The 20,135-nt window shown below is 71.1% G+C and carries 12 protein-coding genes and 14 tRNA genes; 6 read left to right on the forward strand and 20 right to left on the reverse strand.

Going from position 1 to position 20,135, the window contains the following annotated elements; genetic code table 11:
• Positions 1-13 precede the first annotated feature (13 nt).
• The 5 genes from WME90_RS29695 to WME90_RS29715 all read left to right on the forward strand — a co-directional run bounded on the left by WME90_RS29695 (position 14) and on the right by WME90_RS29715 (position 7,812).
• Complete coding sequence (locus WME90_RS29695) at positions 14-1,591, forward strand: protein kinase domain-containing protein (RefSeq protein WP_437275393.1); 1,578 nt, start codon at positions 14-16, stop codon at positions 1,589-1,591.
• Positions 1,592-1,794: 203 nt separating this feature from the next.
• On the forward strand, positions 1,795-2,862 hold the full coding sequence (locus WME90_RS29700; protein WP_437275394.1) for a hypothetical protein: 1,068 nt from the start codon (positions 1,795-1,797) through the stop codon (positions 2,860-2,862).
• A gap of 563 nt (positions 2,863-3,425) precedes the next feature.
• Positions 3,426-5,021, forward strand: a complete 1,596-nt coding sequence (locus tag WME90_RS29705; RefSeq protein WP_437275395.1) for a DUF4215 domain-containing protein — start codon at positions 3,426-3,428, stop codon at positions 5,019-5,021.
• Positions 5,022-5,057: 36 nt separating this feature from the next.
• The gene (locus WME90_RS29710) at positions 5,058-6,134 is read left to right on the forward strand and encodes a hypothetical protein (RefSeq protein WP_437275396.1); all 1,077 of its coding nucleotides are present in this window, start codon (positions 5,058-5,060) and stop codon (positions 6,132-6,134) included.
• 1,102 nt (positions 6,135-7,236) lie between these two features.
• Complete coding sequence (locus WME90_RS29715; RefSeq protein WP_437275397.1) at positions 7,237-7,812, forward strand: HPF/RaiA family ribosome-associated protein; 576 nt, start codon at positions 7,237-7,239, stop codon at positions 7,810-7,812.
• A 76-nt stretch (positions 7,813-7,888) separates the two neighbouring features.
• Here WME90_RS29715 and WME90_RS29720 read toward each other — a convergent pair whose 3' ends face one another.
• The 20 genes from WME90_RS29720 to WME90_RS29815 all read right to left on the reverse strand — a co-directional run bounded on the left by WME90_RS29720 (position 7,889) and on the right by WME90_RS29815 (position 18,172).
• On the reverse strand, positions 7,889-10,183 hold the full coding sequence (locus WME90_RS29720) for a protein kinase domain-containing protein (RefSeq protein ID WP_437275398.1): 2,295 nt from the start codon (positions 10,181-10,183) through the stop codon (positions 7,889-7,891).
• Positions 10,184-10,296: 113 nt separating this feature from the next.
• Complete coding sequence (locus tag WME90_RS29725; protein ID WP_437275399.1) at positions 10,297-10,782, reverse strand: HNH endonuclease; 486 nt, start codon at positions 10,780-10,782, stop codon at positions 10,297-10,299.
• Positions 10,783-10,875: 93 nt separating this feature from the next.
• Positions 10,876-10,948, reverse strand: a tRNA-Leu gene (locus WME90_RS29730).
• A 4-nt stretch (positions 10,949-10,952) separates the two neighbouring features.
• Positions 10,953-11,034, reverse strand: a tRNA-Leu gene (locus tag WME90_RS29735).
• 15 nt (positions 11,035-11,049) lie between these two features.
• Positions 11,050-11,123: transfer RNA gene (locus tag WME90_RS29740), tRNA-Pro, on the reverse strand.
• A gap of 45 nt (positions 11,124-11,168) precedes the next feature.
• Positions 11,169-11,242, reverse strand: a tRNA-Pro gene (locus WME90_RS29745).
• Positions 11,243-11,328: 86 nt separating this feature from the next.
• Positions 11,329-11,402: transfer RNA gene (locus tag WME90_RS29750), tRNA-Glu, on the reverse strand.
• Between the two features lie 92 nt (positions 11,403-11,494).
• Positions 11,495-11,565: transfer RNA gene (locus WME90_RS29755), tRNA-Gly, on the reverse strand.
• 181 nt (positions 11,566-11,746) lie between these two features.
• A tRNA-Ala gene (locus WME90_RS29760) sits at positions 11,747-11,818 on the reverse strand.
• A 208-nt stretch (positions 11,819-12,026) separates the two neighbouring features.
• Positions 12,027-12,098, reverse strand: a tRNA-Asp gene (locus WME90_RS29765).
• Positions 12,099-12,105: 7 nt separating this feature from the next.
• Positions 12,106-12,230, reverse strand: a tRNA-OTHER gene (locus WME90_RS29770).
• Positions 12,231-12,305: 75 nt separating this feature from the next.
• A tRNA-Arg gene (locus WME90_RS29775) sits at positions 12,306-12,377 on the reverse strand.
• A 187-nt stretch (positions 12,378-12,564) separates the two neighbouring features.
• Entirely contained in the window at positions 12,565-14,244 is a 1,680-nt protein-coding gene (locus WME90_RS29780; protein ID WP_437275400.1) for a TROVE domain-containing protein, read from the reverse strand.
• A gap of 100 nt (positions 14,245-14,344) precedes the next feature.
• Positions 14,345-14,419: transfer RNA gene (locus WME90_RS29785), tRNA-His, on the reverse strand.
• A 12-nt stretch (positions 14,420-14,431) separates the two neighbouring features.
• Positions 14,432-14,504 (reverse strand) — tRNA-Pro (locus tag WME90_RS29790).
• A gap of 99 nt (positions 14,505-14,603) precedes the next feature.
• A tRNA-Asn gene (locus tag WME90_RS29795) sits at positions 14,604-14,675 on the reverse strand.
• A gap of 94 nt (positions 14,676-14,769) precedes the next feature.
• Positions 14,770-14,843: transfer RNA gene (locus tag WME90_RS29800), tRNA-Lys, on the reverse strand.
• 448 nt (positions 14,844-15,291) lie between these two features.
• A complete protein-coding gene (locus tag WME90_RS29805) occupies positions 15,292-15,468 on the reverse strand; it encodes a hypothetical protein (RefSeq protein ID WP_437275401.1) in 177 nt (58 codons plus the stop codon).
• Between the two features lie 308 nt (positions 15,469-15,776).
• Positions 15,777-17,012, reverse strand: coding sequence for a tetratricopeptide repeat protein (locus WME90_RS29810; protein ID WP_437275402.1), 1,236 nt, complete (start codon positions 17,010-17,012; stop codon positions 15,777-15,779).
• A 92-nt stretch (positions 17,013-17,104) separates the two neighbouring features.
• Positions 17,105-18,172 (reverse strand): protoporphyrinogen/coproporphyrinogen oxidase, encoded by a 1,068-nt coding sequence (locus WME90_RS29815; RefSeq protein WP_437275403.1) that lies wholly within the window; start codon positions 18,170-18,172, stop codon positions 17,105-17,107.
• A 195-nt stretch (positions 18,173-18,367) separates the two neighbouring features.
• Between WME90_RS29815 and WME90_RS29820 the strand changes: the two genes are divergently transcribed.
• Positions 18,368-20,086, forward strand: a complete 1,719-nt coding sequence (locus WME90_RS29820) for an NAD-dependent malic enzyme (RefSeq protein ID WP_437283679.1) — start codon at positions 18,368-18,370, stop codon at positions 20,084-20,086.
• The last annotated feature ends 49 nt before the right edge of the window (positions 20,087-20,135 follow it).

Raw genomic sequence — 20,135 nt, forward strand, 5'->3', positions numbered from 1 at the left:
CGACCGTCCTGCCGTGTCGGCCATAGCGCTTGCGGAGGGGACCGTCTTCGCGCGCCGCTACCGCGTCGTGCGCCTCATCGCCGCCGGCGCCATGGGCGCCGTCCACGAGGTCGTCCACCTCGAGACCGAGCGCCACCGCGCGCTCAAGGTGATGCACCCGCACCTCTTCCAGAGCGAGGAGATGCGCAGGCGCTTCAAGGCCGAGGCGTGCATCACGGCGAAGATCGAGAGCGAGCACATCGTCGATGTCTTCGACGCGGGCATCGACGAGGCGACCGGCGTGCCCTTCCTGGTCATGGAGCTGCTCCGCGGCGAGGAGCTCGGCGAGCGCATCAAGCGCGCGGGCCGCCTCCCGCCCGCCGAGGCGATGACCTACCTCCACCAGACCGCGCTGGCCCTCGACCGCACCCACGCCGCGAACATCGTCCACCGCGACCTCAAGCCCGCGAACCTCTTCCTCTCGCATCGGGAGGACGGCTCGGTCCGCGTGAAGATCCTCGACTTCGGCGTGGCCAAGCTCGTCGCCGAGGGCGCCACCGCGGCCGGCGCCACGAGCAGCCTCGGCACGCCGCTCTACATGTCCCCCGAGCAGTTCCACGGCCGCACCAAGCTCACCGGCGCCGCGGACGTCTTCGCGCTCGGCATGATGGCCTATACGCTGCTCGTGGGCGCCTCGTACTGGGATCCCGAGGCGAGCACCGTCGACGGCGTGTTCGCGTTCGCGATGATCGCCGTCCGCGGCCCGCAGGAGGCGCCGCAGCAGCGGGCGCGCGCGATGGGCGTGGCGCTGCCGCCGGCCTTTGACGGGTGGTTCGCCCGGGCCACGGCGGTCGATCCCGCCGCGCGTTTCCAGCGGGCCACCGAGGCGATACGGGCCCTCGGCGAAGTGCTCGGCGTCCCCGTGGCCGGCGGCCGGGGGACGCTCCCGAGCGCGCCGTCCTGGCCCGGCGTCGTCCCGGCCGCCACGGCGGTGCCCCCCGGCCTCGGGACGATGGATCCCGCACCGGTGGGAGCTCTGGTCCCGCCGCGCGACGCGCGCTCGTCGGGTCCGGCGCTCTTGGGGGCCTCGACCGGCGTCCCGGTGTCCGGCGTCCCGGTCAGGCCGGCGAGCTCGCGCCGCGGGCCGCTCGCCGCCGGGCTCTCGGCGCTCGCTCTCGTCGCGCTGCTGGGCGCTGTTGGCTGGCTCGCGCTGCGCAACGGACGCGGAAGTGAGCCGGTGGCGGCGCCCGACGCCCCCGCGACCGCTGCAGCGCGCGAGACGATCGCAGCAGCGCCCGAGCCGACCCCTGCGGCAGCGCCCGAGCCGACCCCTGCGGCAGCGCCCGAGCCGACCCCCGCCGTGACGCCGTCGACCGCTGCTGCGCCAGCGCCGACCCCCTCGACGACCTCGACGGGCGTTGCGGCTCCACGCGCGCCATCGCCGGCGGTGGCGCCCACCTCCACGGCACCGGCGCCCACGGCGGTCCGCCCCAACACCTCCGCGGCCAGGGTCGCGGGCAACGCTTCACCGCCGGGCACGAGGCCAGCCCCAGGCAACAAGACGCCGGCCACGCTGCAGAGCACCTCCACGTCCCCCTACGGGCGGCGCTGAGCTGCGCCCCACCGCGACGCCGCTCCGCGCCCAGCACACACGTGACCTGGCCTGCCGCCGAGCAACGCACGCGCCGTCCCGAGGGCAGAAAGCTCCATTCCTCCCGCCTTCCCACCTTCCCGCCACCGTGCTCCAATCGGCCCGCCCACCGCGCCCGCGCTCGCGTGTCCCGCGGGCGCTCCTCTCCTGTTGAGTGCCAGCGCATGACCCCTTATTTCCGACGCTCCACGCACCTCCTCGCCGTCCTCGGCCTGCTCTCTGTCTCCATCCCTGCGGCGGCGCAGGACATCGCGGCCGCCGAGGCGCTCTTCGAGCGAGGGCTCGCCGACATGCAGGCAGGCCGCTACGAGACGGGCTGTAAGGCCCTCGCCGAGAGCGAGCGCATCGACCCTCAGCCCGGCACGCTCTTCACGCTGGCCTCCTGCGAGGCACAATGGGGCCACGTCGCCACCGCGGCCGCGCACTTCAAGGATTACCTGGCGCGGTTCGATCGGCTGACGCCCGCGGAGCAAGCCCGCCAGGGCATACGCCCGAGCCTCTCGAAGCAGGAGCTCGAGCGGCTCGCCCCGCGCGTGCCGAAGCTCGCGCTCTCGCTGCCGCCCGGCGCCACGGCCGGGACCGTGGTGACCCGCGACGGCGTCGAGCTCGGTGAGGCCGCGCTGGGCCTCGCCCTGCCCGTGGATCCCGGAGAGCACCGGATCTCGATCCAGACGCCCGGAAGCCCCGTCCGGGAACAGCGGATCACGATCGCCGAGGGCGAGACGAAGCAGCTCACGCTGGGGCTGAGCGAAACGCCGGCACCGGCACCGCCCAGGCCGCCTCCGCCTTCCCCGCTGCCGGCGGGGCCCGAGGCAGCGCCTGCGCCGGCCGGACCGGACACGCCGGCGGGCCCGGGAGGCCGCCGGACGGCGATGGTCGTGGCGGGCGGGCTCGGTGCGGCGGGGCTCGCGCTGGGCGGCATCACCGGCGCGCTCGTGCTCGGCAAGAAGGGCACCATCGACGAGCACTGCGGCAGCGGGATCCACGCCGCGGACCCGAAGGCATGCGACACGACAGGGCGCGACGCCGGGAACAGCGCGAACACGCTGGCCACGGTGAGCACCATCGGGTTCGCGGTCGGCCTGGCCGGGGCAGGGACGGCGCTCGTCCTGTTCCTCACCGAGCCGAAGACCGCGCCACAGGCGGTCACCGCGAGCCCGAGGTGGATCAGCGCAGGCGTGCTGGAAGCCGGGCCAGAAGGGGCCGTGTTCGGCGCGCGAGGGCGCTTCTGACGCCGACGACAGCGCCTTCGTAAGAGCAGTTCCTGGGGACGAGACGGCCTCTGCATCCACAGGCCAGCCGGACGGGCGCACGCGATGTAATGGCGCCGCCTCCCGCGGGCCCACGCGGCGTCCGGCGAGCGATCCCGGGATACCGCCATGGGTCAGCCGTCGCTCTCATGACCATCCCGGGATGCCGCCACGGGCCCGCCGTCGCTCTCCCGGCGATCTCGGGATGCCGCCGCGAGCCAGCCGTCGTTCCTCCGGCCATCCCGAGACGCCCAAACGAGCCAACAGTCGCTCCTCCACCCATCCCGAGACGCCCAAACGAGCCAACAGTCGCTCCTCGCGCCGTCCGGCGATGCCCCCGCGAGCCGGCCTCTCTCCACGAAGAGGTCCGCTGTCCTGCGCGCATCGCGCAGGACAAGGCGGCGAGCGCGGCAGGTCAGCGAACGCGGAGGCCGCGAAGCGGGGGTTGGCAGGCGAAGCCGTTGCACTGAAGATGGTGCAGCGCTGCGCCGTGGGGTGGAGCGCACCTCGCGTCTCGACGATCTCTCTTCTGGCGGAGCGGGTGGATGAACGTACGACTCGTTGCAGGTCTCTTTGTGCTCGCGCTCTCGACGACCGCAGGGTGCGGCGGCGATGGCGCTGAAGGTGGCGATGGCGGCGCCGGCGGCGCCGGGACATCGGGCGCGACCAGCACGGGCGGCAGCGGAGGCGCCGAGCCCACAGGCACCGGCGGCTCGGGCGGCGTCGACCCGACGGGCACCGGCGGCGCCGACCCGACGGGCACCGGCGGCGCCGACCCGACAGGCACCGGCGGCTCGGGCGGCGCCGAGCCCACGGGCACCGGCGGCGCGGCCCCGACGGGCACCGGCGGCGCCGGCGGAGAGAGCTCTTCCCCCTATGGCGCGGCGTGCACCTACGACGCGGCCTGCCCCGAGGATTACTGCATCACGGAGCGCGAGTGGGGATGGCCGTCCGGAGCCTGTGCAGGCCAGTGCGATCCCGCCGTCGGGGACTGTCCCAACGGAGGCCTCTGTGAAGAGTTCGGCGAGGGCCTGGGGTTGTGCCTCCTCCCGTGCAGCGGGCCGGACGATTGCCGCGACGGCTACAGGTGCAGCGAGATGAGCGGCGAGCACATGGCGTGCGTCCCGGGGTGCACCGAGAACTCGCAGTGCCCGGCGCTCGGCGTGTGCGACACGCTCGACGGCCTCTGCAAGCTCGGCGAGACGGATTGCTCCGACGGCGAGGACGACGAGGGCGACGATCGCGTCGACTGCGCGGACAGCGACTGCGCCGCGACCTGCCGCCCGCTCGTCGACGCAGCCTGCGCGGACGCCGCGCCGGTGACGACGACGACGATCGAAGGCGATACGTCGCTCGGAACGCGCGTGTTCGAAGGCAGATGCGGGGGCGTGGGGCCCGAGGATGTCCACCTGTTCACGCCTCCCGCTGGGCAGTCGGGCATGCTCCGCGTGGTGCTCCGGTCGGGGAGGGATCACGCCCTCTACGCCCGCACGGCGTGCGCGGACGGGTCCACCGAGCTCGCGTGCAAGGATGCTATTGCCCCCTCGGGCGCCGGGCCTGAAGAAGAGGAGATCGCGATCGCCGTGCGCAAGGACCAGGAGGTGCCGATCTTCGTCGACGCCGTCACGTCCGCTGGCGGAGGGCCGTACACGCTGGATCTGTCGTTCTCACCGGCCACCTGCGGAGATGGCACCGTCAGCCGGCCCGAGGAGTGCGACGACGGCAACACCACCAACGGCGACGGCTGCTCCGCCGAGTGCACCGCGGAGCTCGACGACCTCTGCGCGGACGCGCCCGTGGCCATCCTGGGCGCCAACCCGGGCGACACGACGGCCGGGACGATGGTGTTCGAGGGCACCTGCACCGGGCCTGGGACGCGGGAGAGGATCCACGCGTTCACGCCACCGAGCGACGGCACGCTCAGGCTTGTGCTGTCCTCCGCGACCGACCAGGGCTTCTACGTGCGGACCGGCTGCATGGGCCCCCAGCTCGCGTGCATCGAAGGGGCGATCGCAGGCGACGACGAGAGGACCGATATCGCCGTCGACGGCGGCGTGCCCCTGTTCATCTTCGTCGAGGCGTACCGCTCGCGGGACGCCGGGCCCTACACGCTTAACCTCTCCTTCATGCCCGCCCGCTGAACCCCCGCGCCGCGGAGCGCCCCCTCACCAGCGCGAATGCGGTACGCTGCGCGCGTGCTCGCCGCCCCTCCCCCACCTCGCCTATCTCGCCCTGCGCGTCTGCTCGCCGCCGCGCTGCTCGCCGTGAGCGCGTGCCAGCCGGCGCCGACGCCGCCGGCGCGCGCCTCCCAGGACGCCGCGACGCGCCCCGTCGCGGCCGGCGCCGCGACGCCGACGCCTCAGGACGGCGCTCCGGCGCCGCAGCCCGCGCCACACCCCCGCGGCGACGCGCAGCCGGCGCTGGTGGCCGCGGGCGACGCCGCGGCTGGCACAGCGCTCGACAGCAGGTCTCCGGTGAGGCTCCCGCCGCCGCCGTTCGGTCAGGCGCTCTTCCGGCGCGCGCCGGCCGGAGGCTCCGCCGCGCCGCGCCTCGTGAAGGTCGCCGAGAAGAAGAACCAGATCACCGACCAGGCGGCATGGTTCACCACGAACGGCCTCTCGCTGCCGATGATCACGCCGGCACCGAGCGCGGACGCAGGCGGGGAGAGCGCCCCCCTCCCCTCCTTCGTTCCCGAGCGCTACCGCGATCAAGCGCTCGTCAAGGCGATCGGTCACGGGGACCACCTCGCGTTGTTCTACGGCCCGAGCTTCGCCGAGGCGCGCTTCGTCGCGATCCTCGACAAGGCGCACACGGTCGTCGCCTTCTTCGATTTCGAGAGCTTCCTCATGCCACCTGAGTTCGCGCCCAAGGAAGCCGGGTTCGTGAAGGGCCAGGTCGGCTGGGCCGAGGTCGACGACGGCGTGCTCTACATCTCGTCGGGGCACAGGACGTACGCCGCCTCGTCGAAGGGCAAGAACGCCTACCTGTCGGCCATCGATCTCGCCTCTGGACAGCTCCTCTGGCAGAGCGCGCCGCTCGTCTGCAACGCCGAGAACTTCCTCTTGCGCGGAGATCATCTCCTCTGCGGATACGGCTTCACAGCCGAGCCGGATTTCCTCTATGTCCTCGAGCGCGCCACCGGCAAGGTGGTCTCGAAGCTCCCGCTGAAGAGCGGGCCCGAGTTCCTTGTCGAGAAGGACGGCAAGCTCTTCGTCCGCACCTACGACACGGATTACGTCTTCGAGATCCGCTGAAGCACCCAGGCGCGGAGAAGCGAGCGCGAGATCAGGGCCAGAGCGGCGCGAAGGCAGGCTCCGGACGAGCGCCGCGGCGTCGCGAGGGCGAGCTGGGGGCGCACGGCGCAGCGCGGTGAGGCGCGCCGAGCGGAGGAGCGCGAGCCGGCAGCGCCCCGATGCTCGAGGCGCGAGCGCTCGCCCTCGTGCGCGCCGTCCTATCGCTGCTCCTGCGCCGCACGACGGCACTACGACACGCCGTGCGCACCGTGCTCCCGATCGGCACGGCGGGCGGGCCTCCGCGTCGCGCCTTCCCCCGGAAGCGCTCGCCCTGACCACCAGCCCGCGCGGCGCCCCCTGATGGAAGAGCTCGTCGGCAGTAGGCGGCACCGCTCCCGGACTCGACCCACGTGGAGCGCCGACGAAGCGCGATGGAATGACGTGAAGCGCGCTGCATGTCGCAAACTGCCCCAGGAGAGGACGCCCCGTCGCTTCATGCCACACCACCGCGCCAGCCTGGAGATCCACGAGGGACGCAAGAACTTGCTCCCTCCGCGCAGAGCCTGCGCCTCCGCGCGCGCGACCGGCGCGCTCGACCGTGAAGGTGCGCGCCCCGTGGCTGCCGCGCCGCTGAGCAGCCGTGGCAGCGAACTTGCTACCTGTTCACACCGAACACACGCGAGGTGTTCACGGTCGCAGGGACAATCCCTCGGAGCCCGCGCCTCCGGCGAAGCAGACGCACACCGATGATGCTACAGCGTGATTTGAAGCCGAACCACGTGTCCGGGCAGGACATCGGGGGCGGGCCCTCCCCCCTGGAGCCCAGCGTGGAGCGCGCGCTGAACATCGAGGAGCCAGCGCGTCGGGGTGGGGTCTTCGCCTCGGCCGATCTCCGGGAGATCCCGTTCCTGCCTGAGGAGGCCCGGTTGGTGCACGACGTCGTTGTGCTGGCGGCCCCGGAGCGGCGCGCGCCCCGAGCGTCCGCGCGGAGGATCGCGAGGCCGACAGCGTCCGGTCAGCGGACCGGAACTCCCACACATCTGCTCGAATCGGCTGATACGGATCAGCGACCCACAGCGACTGCAGCGACGCGTCCAAGCGACGCAGGATAAAAGGAGAGAGCATGCAAGTGGAGCTCACCTTCCGACACATCGGCAAAAGCCCCTCGCTCGAGGAGCTGATCCGGGAACAGGCGAACAAGATCCAGCGCTTCAACGACCACATCAACAGCTGCGCGGTGGTGGTCGAGCGTGACCACGCGAGCATGGGCACGGGCGGAGAGTACCGCGTGCGCGTCGACCTTCACGTGGCCGGCAAGCACGAGATCGTGAGCGAGGAGCGGGCCGCGAGGAACCTGCTGCCGGCGGCTGTGCGCGACGTGTTCCATCGCGCCACTCGCCAGCTCAAGAAGCTCGCTGACGAGCAGCGGAGCGAGGTGAAGTCGCACCCGGCGCAGGACACGGCCGGCGTCATCACGAAGCTGTTCAACGACTACGGGTTCATCACGACGACCGACGGTCGGGAGATCTATTTCCACGAGCGAAGCATCGTATCGGCGCCGTTCTCCGATCTCAGGGTCGGCATGGGCGTCGCTTACACCGAAGAGGACGGCGACGAGGGGCCTCAGGCGAGCACCGTGCGCATCGTCGACGCGCGCGGGGGCAACCGTGGCCGCGAGGAGATACCTACCCTCAGCTAGCCCGAGCCCACGCGGCGCGCGGGGCTCGAGCGCGCGGCGCGAGCCCCACGTCTCCCGCTCCCCTCCGAGTCCACGGCTATATCGTCGTGTCGTGCCGCCATCGCCAGCGGGGCGCCCGCCGTGGCCTCGCATCGACCGGAGGCTCGGCCGGCGGCGTCGCGCTCTCCTCTCGCTCTTCGTTTGAAGGGGCCGTGTCCCCGTCAGGGGGAGGCTCGGGGTGCGGCTGCGCCCTCTGCTGCCGCAGGGCGCACTCCTCGTTCTGCCTCTCCAGCGCCGCGATCTGCGCGGAGGCGTCGTCGAGCCTGCGCTCGAGCGAGCCCACGCGCGCGGACTCGCGCCTCAGCTCCGACAGGGTCGCCCTGAGCTCCTGCTCTCTCGAGCGAAGGGCGGCAATCGTCCTCTCGCGATCGCTCTCGGCCTGTCCGAGCCGCGCCGACAGGCGCTCGCGGTCGACCTCGAGCCCGGCGATCTCGCGCTCCATGGCGCTCCTCGACTGCTCGTAGCGCGCGTCGGCCTCCGCCTTCGCGGCGGCCGCGGCCTGGGCCGCGCGCCTCGCGCGGAGCTCGGCGCTCTCGGCCAGGCGCTTCGCCTCGGTCATCGACTCCCTGGCGGAGTTGGCGCTCTTCGCGTCGTCGCTCGCCTTCATCGCGAGCGCGAGCGCCTCTTCGGTGGCGCGCTGCGCCTCGGTCATCTTCGCGAGCGCTTCCTGCGCGGAAGCGTTCGCGGCCGCCTCGAGGCGGCTGTGCTCCCGCGCGGCGCGCTCCGCAGCCTCGGCCGTCGCGCGCGCCCGCGTCGCGTGCACCCAGAACACCGTGGTCGTCGCGACCATGCCCATCAAGAAGACCATGCCGAGCGCGAGGAGCACCCGCGTGAGGCGCTCGCGACGCGCCTCCGCCCCGACCGCCGCGTCGAGGAAGCTGCGCTCCAGGCCGGAGAGGTCGTCGATGTCCCGGGCCCACGCGGACAGCTCGTGCAGCGCCTTGCCGCGCGGCAGGAGCCTCGGGGCCCGTCCGCTCGCGACCCACCTCGAGAGCGCCTCGTCGAGCTCCTTCTTCGCCCGGCCGAGCCGGTGCAGCGCCGTCGCCACCTCCGCCATGCGCGGCCGCGCATCGGGGTCGAACGACAGCACCCGGTGGACGAGGGCGACGAGATCGGGCGGCGTGGCGGCGCTCATCGGGGGCGGCCACGCGCCGCGCGGCGCGTCGGGCGTCTGTCCCTCGAGCAGCTCGTACAGGATGACGCCGAGGGAGTAGACGTCCGCCTTGACGTCGACGCTCCCGGAGTGGCGCTCCTGCTCCGGCGCCATGTAGCTCCTCGTCCCGAGGCCCCACACGCCTTCCTGCGTGAACGGCATCGTGGGCTGTCCCGCGCCCCCGCCGCTCGCCGGGGGCCCGGCGGGCTCGATGGACACGCGCCCCGCCGCGGAGGAGACCACTCCGGGCGGGATCTCTACCGGCGCGGTAAGGAGCTCTATCGCGGGCCTCCCGAGGCTCACGCGAGGGAGGCTCCGGAGCGCGTCGTCCTCGCGCGGGTCGCTCTCCGCTGTCGAGCTCGTTCGGCTCTCCGCCGCCGAGCTCGCGCCGCTCTCTGCGCCGCTCGCGATCCCCGCCGAGCCGACGGCGCTCTCGGGCTCGGTCGCGCCCCCCGAAGACGCGGCGACGCTCGCGAGCTCGGTCGTGCCCCCCGCCAGACCGACGGCGCACGCGGGGTCGAGCGCGATCGCCACCGTCGGCGCCGTCGGCGCCGAGAGCTCGGTGCGAATCGTGGGCACGGCCGCCGGCACGAAGGGCCCGCCCGCATCCAGCTCCAGCACCTCGGGAAGGCCACCCCAGAGGACCTTCGCGATGCCGAAATCGAGGATCTTGACGCGGCTGCCCCCGGGGGCGAGCTCGTCGTCGATCACCATGATGTTCTCCGGCTTCAGATCGCGATGGACGACCTTGGACGCGTGGGCCGCAGCCATGGCCGATGCGATCTGGTAGCCGAGCCGCACGACCTGCCGCGGTCGATCCGCGGCAGGCACCGCCTGCACCCAGTCGCGCAGCCCCCGCCCGTCCAGGTACTCCATCACGATGTAGGGCGAGCCGTCCTCGAGCTCACCGGAGTCGAAGACACGGACGATGCCGGGGTGGTTGATGATGTTGACGGCGATCGCCTCCTGCCGGAAGCGAGCCACGACGTCCGGTCGGCGGGCGTAGTCGCCGAGCAGCACCTTGATCGCCGCCCGCGCCCGCGTCTTCGGGTGCCGCGCCCGGAAGACGCGCCCCATCCCGCCGCGGCCGAGCTCTCCCTCGATGAGCCAGCCCCGCAGGATCGCGGGGAACGGCGCGTCCTCGTCCTCCGCGCGGCCTTCGGCCTGACGCGTCTCCATGCCTGGCCATCCTGCACCCGCGCGGCCGCCGGCGGAAGCCCCGACGCGCGTCGGCGCGCCCGACCCGCCGTCTGCACGACGGGCCGTGGACGCGCCGGCGCGTGGGGCTCAGCTCACCCCGAGCTCGCGCAGTAGCCTGCCCACACCTCCGGGATGCGCCGCTCGCTCAGGCCCATGACGGGCGCCGGCGGCAGCCACTTCGGCTTCACCGGGGCGCGGAGCAGCTTCATGCCGGCCTGCTCCGGCGTACGCCCCCGCTTGGCGGAGTTGCACGCGTAGCAGGAAGCGACGATGTTGTCCCAGACGGTCTTGCCACCCTGCACACGCGGGATGACATGATCGTAGTTGAGCTCACGGGCCACCTTCTTTTCGCCGCAGTACTGGCAGCGGAAGCCGTCGCGCAGGAGGACGTTGAGCCTCGAGAACTTCACGCCGCGCTTCATCCCCAGCGTCGGCCGCTTCAGCCGCACCACCGCAGGCGCCTTGATGGAGAGCGACGGCGACCGGATCACGTCGTCGTACACCTCGATGACCTCGACCTTGCCCAGGAAGCTCATCGTGACGGCGGTCTGCCACGGGATGACCTTATGGGGCACCATCCATGGCGTCAAAAGCAGCGTCTGCGCGGTCATGGCCCACCTCTCTATCGTCTCTTTCTCTTCATGACGTCACTCCAGGTTAGACGCAATCGGTGCCCGGGGAGGGAGTCGAACCCCCAGATGGCTGGGTCTAAGCCAGCAGCGTTTGCCGTTTCGCCACCCGGGCAGGGTGTCACCGGTGGGACTCGAACCCACATACCCCGAAGGGCGCAGGATCTCAGCCTGCCACGTATGCCGTTCCGTCACGGTGACGTCTGCGCGACGCGGTCTGGGTGGGGGGATTCGAACCCCCAGTCCCCGGCTCCCCGAGCCGGTGCTCTACCAGGTTGAGCCACACCCAGAGGGTCTTCGTCGCGCGTCGCGGCGGGGCTGTCGCCCCTCCGCGGTCTGGGTGGGGGGATTCGAACCCCCAGTCCCCGGCTCCCGAAGCCGGTGCTCTACCAGGTTGAGCCACACCCAGAAATCTATCATCAAGGTGAAATTGGCAGGCTCGCTCGCTCGGGCGCGGGCTCCCGAAGTAGCACGCTGGCGAGCGGAGCGGCCCGGTGTCCCCAGCGGGATTCGAACCCGCGTCTCCGGAGCGAAAATCCGGCCGCCTAAACCTCTAGCGAGATGGGGACAGGGTCACGGATCAAGAGAGCAGGCCGGCGGGCGACCCCGGCGCCGCGCTATCGCGGAAGCGGGCCTCCGCGAGGTGCGGTCCCCTGACCGGAGCGGTGGAGGAGAATCGAACTCCCGTCGCGAGCCTGGCACGCTCGCACTCTACCGTTGAGCTACCACCGCGGGATCATCGAAAGAAAAAGGAGGCGGGCCGCCGGGCGCCGCGCGCCCACACGGTGTGCGGTCCGCCGGCCGGCGGCCCGCCTCGGCAACGAGACGAACGAACGGGCAAGGAACGCCGTGGGAAGGCCCCAAGGGGGAACTGCCAAGCGGCATGGTAACCCACGAGCTTTGGCCCGTCCGGTGGAGCGACGAGGGGTCGAACCTCGATCCCTGCCGTGCGAGGGCAGTGTTCTCCCGGTTGAACTATCACCCCGAAGCCAGAGGCGCTGGCGTCAGATCTTCATCATCGCACGCCCCTTTCCTTGTCCCCCCACTTCCCTCACCTCCTTGTTCATTGGACGATCATCCATCGATCTCATTGGGCCCGTCGCGCTCAATTTGCGCGGCGAGGTGCGAAGGAATCGAACCTTCTCGCAGGAGTTTTGGAGGCTCCGCCGTCTCCATGACGCGACACCCCAAGGCGCCCCCGAGGAGGATCGAACTCCCCTCACCTGATCGACAATCAGGCTGCCTCACCAGATGCATACGAGGGCAAACCAGCGCCGCCGACGGGATTCGAACCCGCGTCATCCAGATTAACGGATAACCGTCCTCCTTCGGCCCGGATCGGGCAAAGGGGTGGAGAACGGCATGTCAGGTGCTCTACCAGGCTGAGCTACGGCGGCAAGGTCGGGATCCGAGAACCGTCGTCCTTCGGCCCGGATCGGGCGAGAGAGCGGGCGACGGAGAGAGGATCCCGGCGCCCCCGGCGGGACTCGAACCCGCATCGACCGGCTTCGTAGGCCGGCCCCTATCCATTCGGGCTCGGGGGCTATTGCTGAGAGCGGGACGCTGGAGTCGAACCACGAGAACTGTCCCTCCGCGGCCCGGGAGAGCCCGGGCAAATTGGTGAAGGACAGGTGCCATCCATCATGGCGGCGTCCCGCAAAAGGAGGGCGCCTGTGCGGCGCCCCCGCGTCGGACGGACGGGCTGGCGGAGCCCGTCCGTCACGCTGTCTATCACGAGACACCCCGGGTGAAATCCGCCATCACCTGGGGGGCCGCCCCGTCGAACCCCACGACATCGAGCATACCGGGGTCCGCGGGATCGGCGATCGAGAAGCCGGTCGACGTCAACCCGACGACGATCAGCCTGGCCTGTCGGCCCATCGCCTGCCGGTACTCACTGAGCGCTTGGAACGGGTGAACGCCGCCCGCCCAGGTCTCGTTGTCCGTGTAGATGACGAACGAGTCGACCTCTACCCGGTTCCGCTTCGCCCAGATCATCGGTAGCGCGCAGTCGGTGCCGCCGAAGGGGAGGCCGTTTACCGAGCGCAACACGTCGTCGAGCCGCTGCTCCGGCGAGATCGACAGCGGCGTGAGGCCAGAGACGCCCCCGCCCCACTTGCCGCCGTACCCGCCCGACGCCGCCGAGAAGCCGACCACGCCGTACTCGCGCTCGATCCTCGCCGTCGCCATGGCCATCGCTGCGCTCGCCACGCGCGGCGTCAAGCCAGGGACGCCGGCGATCGAGCCGCTGGTCATCGACCCCGAGATGTCGAGCGCCAGGAGGTGCTTCTTCCTGGTCGGCTCGACCGCCCGGAACGCGAGGTAGAACGCCTCGTTCAGCGCGTCGACGACCTCGCGGACCGGGGTCCACGAGAGCGCGTTGGCGCGCCGGCGAGCGCGCTCGCCGTGGCCTTGCTCATAGACCTTGAGGGCCGAGAGCACGGCGATCGGGTGGACCCGCGCCGCGGACAGCCGACCGGCGTCGGTGAGCTGTTGCGCCACCCTGCGGGACGCTTCGCTCATCGGCGAGAGCAGGCCTATCGCGGTCATCTTCCCCAAGTTCCTGAGGAGCGCCGTCTGGGGCATGTGCTCGAGCAGCGCTTCCCAGACCGCGGGGTCGTTCTTCCACTCGGTCAGGAGCATCTCGTGCGTGAAGCGGTGTTGCCTGATCAGCGCGGTGACCTGCTTGCGGTTGGTCGCCGCGCGGAGCGACTCGAACGCGCGCACCGCGCCCGGAAGCTCGGTCAAGGGCAGCGCCTTGCCGCGCGTCGACTCCTTGCCGAGCGCCTCGATGCCGCCGACGATCCAGCGGTAAAGGGCGTCGTGCTGCGGGGTCGGCGCGACCGGGTGGGAGAGCCGCAGGAGATCGCGGTGGCTGAAGCCGTCGCGCTGCTGGTACTTCATCGCCTGGTACGCGACCCTATCGACGGGCTTGCCGTTGTACCAGGCGGCGACAGCGGACCGGAGCCCGCGCCCCCACTTTCGGAAGCCCTGCACGTCGCGTGCGAAGTGGAAGAGATCCGTCCCGGTGCGGCACACCTCGGGCAAGGCCGCGAGGGCGGCCTGCCGGGTCTCGAGCTTCTCGTTGGCGGCGGCCATCGCGAGCGCGAAGATCGCGGGCGCGTTCTTCGGCGCTCGCCCCGAGCCGCTGATGTCGACGATGCGCTGCACGGCGCGAGGACCGTCCGCGGCGAGGCACGCCTCGACGGCGCGGGCGTTCTCCACCGTGAGCTTCCGCTCGGTCGCGTAGTAGGTGCCCCCCTCCGCGCCGAGGATCAGCCAGCGGTCGAGCCTCGCCCACTCGTCGAGGGCGAAGGCGAAGCCGCCGGCGCTGTTCTTCACCTGATCGGCGCGGGCCTTCTGCCGCTGCGGGGTGACCAGCCCGGCGAAGTGCTTCACATAATTGGCCATCACACCACCTCCGGCCCGGGACCCCGGGCAAAAGAGGACGGATAAAGAGATCGCGCTCGGGTTGATCTCCCAAAGATAACCGAGCATGTCCGACCCGTCCTGGGTGGGCGTACGGGGATCGAACCCGCCTCCGCAGGGTCACAACCTGCCCTCCTCACCAGAAGAGAAACACCCACGCAAATCATCGTCGGGATGGCCGGAATCGAACCGGCGGATCTCCTCACCCCAGATAAGGCGCCTTCCCACTAGGCTACATCCCGCAGCGCCTGTTCAGGCCAGGCGCCTACGTGCCCCCAGGCCGGCGGCGAACCGGCGCCTCGCGTGAGCGAGGCGGGCCTTCCTCCGGGACGGGGGCGCGGCTCCGGCGGGAGGAATCGAACCTCCAACGACCCGCTTAACAGACGGACGCTCTACCATTGAGCTACACCGGAACATGGAGGCGCGACGCGCCTCCATCTACATCATCCTGGGTTGTCACAGATCAGGTGTCCCAGGACCGGCGCTGCTGCGCAGGCGAGACACAGGTGGACCCGAGAGGAATCGAACCTCCAGCCGTCCGCTTAAGAAGCGGCTGCTCTACCCATTTGAGCTACGGGTCCGCGCGGAGGGCACACCTCCGCCCGACCTGCCTTGTCAGCAGGCCAAAACACGCCTGACATTCCGCGAAAGCATTACCCGGCGTCATGAACGCGCGCCGTGGCGCTCATTCTCGAATCGAATGCTCCCAACGCATTCTCTGCCGCGCCTCCTTTCTCCGGGCGCAACTCCCCCACCACAGCGCGCGACGACATCGCGCGCTGCGCGCAAGACAACGCATCTCCTCGACCAGCCAGCAGCCAGCAGCCAGCAATCCACAGCAGGCCAACAGCCCACAGCAGATCTCCAGCCCACCAGCAGGCCGACAGCCCACGGCAGATCTCCAGCCCACGAGCGGGCCGATAACCGCAGCGGGCCGACAGCCTACAAGCCCCCAGAACGCCGAAGGCCGCCTGGGTTTCCCGAGGCGGCCTTCGCGAACGTCGTCGATCGACGCGTGCTTAGCTGCCTCTAGGCGCTATTCTCCGGGTTACCGAGCTTCCGCGACGGGCGGAGGCCGCAGGCGTAGCCTGGATTATGCGCCAAATGTTCGCCACCCAGCAGGCGATCCCATGCCACGACCGCATCGGGCGTTCCCGATTTGGACAGGGTGGAGATGATCTGCTTGTTGTCGCGGCGGCTAAACATGGCGAATCCTCGTGTCCGGAATAAGTACTCTCCTTGGACCGGCTGCGCAACAGAAAAGTTCCTCGAGTCGATTCTTTTTCTCGCCGCCTTCGACACCGGGACTCTCCTATCAGAACGTCCGGTTTCAGAGCGTCCGGGCGCGGTCGGTGCAATCGAGGGATCGCGCCGTTTTTTCTTTCCCGGTTCCCCGGTTCCCGGCGCCCGCCCCGGATATGCCGCGGGCGCCACGCGTGGCCTATGACGGCGATCAGCCACCCTGAGGCGGGGACGCTGGCGGCAGGCGGCCCGAGCGCAGCGCACCTCGTGGCCTATTTCGTGCTGGCGCTGATGCCGAGCCGGAATCGCTCGTTACAGCCGCCGCCAGAGACGACCACCTGACCGCCCTGCACCTTCACATCGGCCTCGCTCCCAGCCGACCAGCGCAGCGCCACCATCGCCCGGCCGGTGCGCACGTCATAGAACGTCCGCTCGCGGTAGCTCACGCCGTCCCGGCAGTGCGTCTCGTCGCTGAGCTCTCCGTCGATGACCGCGCCCGCGCCGTCGAAGGCGCCCTCGACCACGAGCAGATCCCCCTCGACCGAGCCGCTCACGCTGCGCGTTCCCTGGCAGCGCGCGGGCCAGCCCCCCGAGTGACCGCCGTTCACGACCAGGAACCCCTCCGGCTTGCGCGGAAAGACCACATGGTTGGTGTGGTACACGTACATCATGTAGTCGCGGGGGATGACCCACGGCGGATCGCCGGCGCACGGGCTGTGGTGCGGCCACCTCACGTCAGGGTTGCACACGCGCTCTCGCGCCGCCGCCTCGCTCGTCGCGTCGCCCGGCGCCTCCTCGGCAGGGCCGACGCGCGCGAGGAGCTCGAACCAGTCCTTCACGAGCTCGGCGTTCTCGAGGTCAGCCTTGCGAACCTCCACGGTGCACGTCGATCTGCCGGCGAGCTTGCCGCGCGTCGCCGCCGAGGGCTTGAGCAGATGCGCGTTCGCGTAGGCGACCCGGGCCGCCTCGGCATCACCGGTCCGGTCGCGCAGGAGCCCGAAGTTGAACCAGATCTGGGAGCGGAGCTCGGGATCACCTGCGCCCGCGAGCGCCGAGTCGAAATCGCCCCACGCCTCGTTGTTGTTGCCGCCGTTCAAGTGCACGAAGCCCCGCTCCGCGAGCGCCCGCGGGTCGCTCGGATCCGCGGCGAGCGCCTCGGTGAACGCCCGGGTGGCGGCGTCGAAGTCCCCCTTCTTTGTCGCGAGCCGGCCTCTCGCCAAGGCGGCCTTGTACGTGGCGAGGGCCTGCTTCTCCTTGTCGGTGAGCGGGCGCGCGCTCGGCGCGGGCACGACCGGCGACGCGGGCGATGCGGACGGCGCCGGCGGCGCAGCGCTGCTCGCCGATGCGACCGCGGCAGATGAGCTCGCCGCGACGGGCGGCGCGCTCTCGGCGGTCGGCCGCGGCGGCTGGTCACGGCAGCCCGCGGCGACGCACGCGGCGATGAAGCCGAACGCAAGGCGCCTCTCGATTTCGCGCGTGCCGTGACAGCCGGTGACGTCGGTGGTCATGGTGCGCATCCTCGCCCGTCTGGGTCGAGCCTGTCACCGCCGATCGACGCCGGTAGGCCGCGCTCCTCGCAGCGCCGGAGCGCGACGGAGCGCTACACGGCCCCGACGCGCTCCGCGGCCGCCTCGGCGGAGCGCACGGCGGCGTCGATCCCGGAGCCGTGGAACGCCGAGCCGGCGAGGAGGACGCCGCTGCCGGCGAGCGCCTGCTCGACCTCCCGGACCCGCGCCGCGTGAGCGGGGGTGGAGACCGGGAGCGCGCTCGACCAGCGCGAGACCCACGCGCGCTCGGACGGCCCGCACACGCGCAGCACGCGCGCGAGCGAGGCCTCCGCGCGCGCCGTCCAGGCGTCGTCGCCCATCTGCTCGAGATCCGCCGGATCGGGGCGGAAGAAGAGGCGAAGCGTGACGTGGCCGGCGGGGGCGCGCTCGGCGAACTTCGAGGTCGTGAACGTGCACGCGCGGAAGCCGTGCGCCTGGTGCCCCGCGGCCACGACGAAGCCTGTGCCGTCGAGCGGGTGCTCGATCGCGGCGCGCGGGTACGCCAGCGAGACGGTCACGCTGGAGAGCGTCTGGGCGTCGCGGAGCGCCCGCCCCGCCTCGCCGAGCAGCGCGGCCGCGCCGGCGGCGTGGGTGGCGAGGACGACCGCGTCGGCGTCGAGCTCGGCGCCTCCGGCGAGCGCGAGGCGTAAGCCGCCGGCCACCGGCGCAAGTGAGGCGACCGCGGCGGAGGTGCGCACGTCGACGCGCCCGGCGATCGCGAGCGCGAGCGTCTCGGTCAGCTGCGCCATCCCGAGGCGGAAGGTCCGGATCCCCTTGCCGAGCTCGTCGCGCGGCACCTGGAAGCCGAGGAACTCCGCCGCCTCGCCCGGCGCGAGCTCTCGCAGCGCGACGCCGTCGAAGCCGAACGACCGGTGCGTCTCCTGGCCGACGAGATCGCCGGCGATGCCAAGCGCGCTCGCCAGCCCGGGGACGGCCTCGCTCCGCGCGATGAACCCCTCGGCGCCGAGCTCGACGACGAAGCCAGAGGCCCGCTCCGTCCAGAGCTGCCCGCCGACCCGCGGCGCCTCCTCGACGAGCGTCACCTGGTCGCCCGCCATCGCTCGTCGGAACGCAACGATACAGCCGGCCAGACCACCTCCAATGACGGCAATGCGTCGCATCGCGCCTCTATACCACGAGGCGACAACAATGTGAGAAACACTGCATCCGGCGGGCACGATCCGCCCGGGTTCGCCCGCCGGCGATAACAGTGTGAGAACCACCGCGTTCGCCGAGCAGAATCCGCCCGAGCTCGCCCGCTTGCGCGCTCAACAAGGCTCGCGGGCGGGCGCGCATCGGTCTAGGATGCCTCCATGGTGAGGATCTCAAAGTATTTCGACGTCAAGAAAGACGCATATGGCCGCGAGTACATGGAGGTATACTTCGACGGTATCGCCCTCCTCAGGCTCGTCATGACCAACAAGGGGACGGCCTTCACGCCGGAAGAGCGCGTGAACCTCGGGCTCGACGGTCTGCTCCCGCCGCAGGTCAACACCATGGAGCAACAGCTCGCCCGCGTCTACGGCGGGTTTCGCCGCGAGCCGACGCCGATCGCCAAGTATCAGTATCTGCGGGCGCTCCAGGAGCGCAACGAGATCCTCTACTATGCGCTCCTCAATCGTCACCTCGGAGAAATGCTGCCTATCGTCTACACACCGACCGTGGGCGAGGCGGTGCAGCAGTTCAACTTCCTCTATCAGAGCGCGCGCGGCGTCTCGTTCTCTCCCGTGAACATCGATCGCGCCCAGCGCGTGCTCGCGAGCTTCCCGTGGGAGGACGTGCGCATGATCGTGGCGACCGACTCCTCCGCGATCCTCGGCATCGGCGACCAGGGTTACGGCGGGCTCGCCATCCCCATCGGCAAGCTCGCGCTTTACACCGCGGGCGGCGGAGTGAGCCCCTTCCACACGATGCCGGTGGTGCTCGACGTGGGGACCGACAGGGCCGATCTCATCGAGGACCCGTTCTACCTCGGTGTTCGCCAGCGCCGCCTGCGCGGCGATGCGTACTTCGACTTCTTCGACAAGTTCGTCGACGCCGTGAAGCACAGCTGCCCCCGCGCCGTCATCCAGTGGGAGGACCTCTCCAAGGAGGCCGCCTTCTCCGTGCTGGATAGGTATCGGAAGGTGATCCCCTCCTTCAACGACGATATCCAGGGGACAGGGGCAGTCACGCTCGCGGGCGTCGTCGCCGCCTGCCGGCTGCGCGGCGAGCGGCTCAGGGATCAATCGGTGGTGATCCACGGCGCGGGCGCGGGCGGCGTCGGCGTCGCATGGGCTATCTGCCAGGGGATGCTCCGCGAGGGGCTCACCGAGGAGGAGGCGCTCGCGCGCATCTTCGTCCTCGACTCGAAGGGCCTCCTCGCGAAGGACCGCCCGATGGAGGAGTACAAGCGGAAATTCGCGCAGGATCCGGGGAAGATCGCCCCGTGGAAGAAGGCCGGGGCCGTGCCGACGCTGCTCGAGACCCTGGAGAACGCGCGCGCGACCGTGCTCCTCGGGCTGTCCGGGCAGCCGCGCGCGTTCAGCGAGCCCGTGATCAAGGCCATGGCCGACAACACCCCTCGGCCGGTCATCTTCGCCCTCTCCAACCCGACGAGCGCCTGCGAGGCGCTCCCCGAGGAGATCCTCTCCCTGACCAAGGGCCGCGCGCTCGTCGCGACCGGCAGCCCGTTCGCCCCCGTGGAGCTCGACGGCAAGACCATCCCCATCGGCCAGGGCAACAACGCCTTCATCTTCCCGGGGCTCGGGTTCGGCGCCATCCTGTCCGACGCGCGCGAGATCACGGACGGCATGGTGCTCGCGGCGGCGTACGCGCTCGTCGACTACACGGCGGAGAAGCACCTCGACAAGGGGCTTATCTACCCGCCCGTGGAGGAGCTCCAGGAGGTCTCCACCCGCGTCGCAATCGCGGTCATCCGGGCGGCGTTCGAGGACGGCGTCGCGAGGAGCAAGAAGGTCGACCCCGGGAACGTCGAGGCCTACGTGAAGGCGCGGTTCTGGCAGCCAAAGTACCTGCCGTTCGTCCGCGGTTAGAGCCTTTCGTCGTGGGGCGCCCGCGGCCGCGCGGCGCGGGCGCTCCCGA

The organism is Sorangium sp. So ce375 (assembly GCF_051473855.1).
Lineage (GTDB): Bacteria > Myxococcota_A > Polyangia > Polyangiales > Polyangiaceae > Sorangium.

Coding starts and splice junctions, on each gene's coding strand:
- WME90_RS29700 (WP_437275394.1), top strand. CDS start 1,795: ATGACCCCTTATTTCCGACGCTCCACGCACCTCCTCGCCGTCCTCGGC.
- WME90_RS29705 (WP_437275395.1), top strand. CDS start 3,426: ATGAACGTACGACTCGTTGCAGGTCTCTTTGTGCTCGCGCTCTCGACG.
- WME90_RS29710 (WP_437275396.1), top strand. CDS start 5,058: ATGCGGTACGCTGCGCGCGTGCTCGCCGCCCCTCCCCCACCTCGCCTA.
- WME90_RS29715 (WP_437275397.1), top strand. CDS start 7,237: ATGCAAGTGGAGCTCACCTTCCGACACATCGGCAAAAGCCCCTCGCTC.
- WME90_RS29720 (WP_437275398.1), bottom strand. CDS start 10,183: ATGGAGACGCGTCAGGCCGAAGGCCGCGCGGAGGACGAGGACGCGCCG.
- WME90_RS29725 (WP_437275399.1), bottom strand. CDS start 10,782: ATGGTGCCCCATAAGGTCATCCCGTGGCAGACCGCCGTCACGATGAGC.
- WME90_RS29780 (WP_437275400.1), bottom strand. CDS start 14,244: ATGGCCAATTATGTGAAGCACTTCGCCGGGCTGGTCACCCCGCAGCGG.
- WME90_RS29805 (WP_437275401.1), bottom strand. CDS start 15,468: ATGTTTAGCCGCCGCGACAACAAGCAGATCATCTCCACCCTGTCCAAA.
- WME90_RS29810 (WP_437275402.1), bottom strand. CDS start 17,012: ATGACCACCGACGTCACCGGCTGTCACGGCACGCGCGAAATCGAGAGG.
- WME90_RS29815 (WP_437275403.1), bottom strand. CDS start 18,172: ATGCGACGCATTGCCGTCATTGGAGGTGGTCTGGCCGGCTGTATCGTT.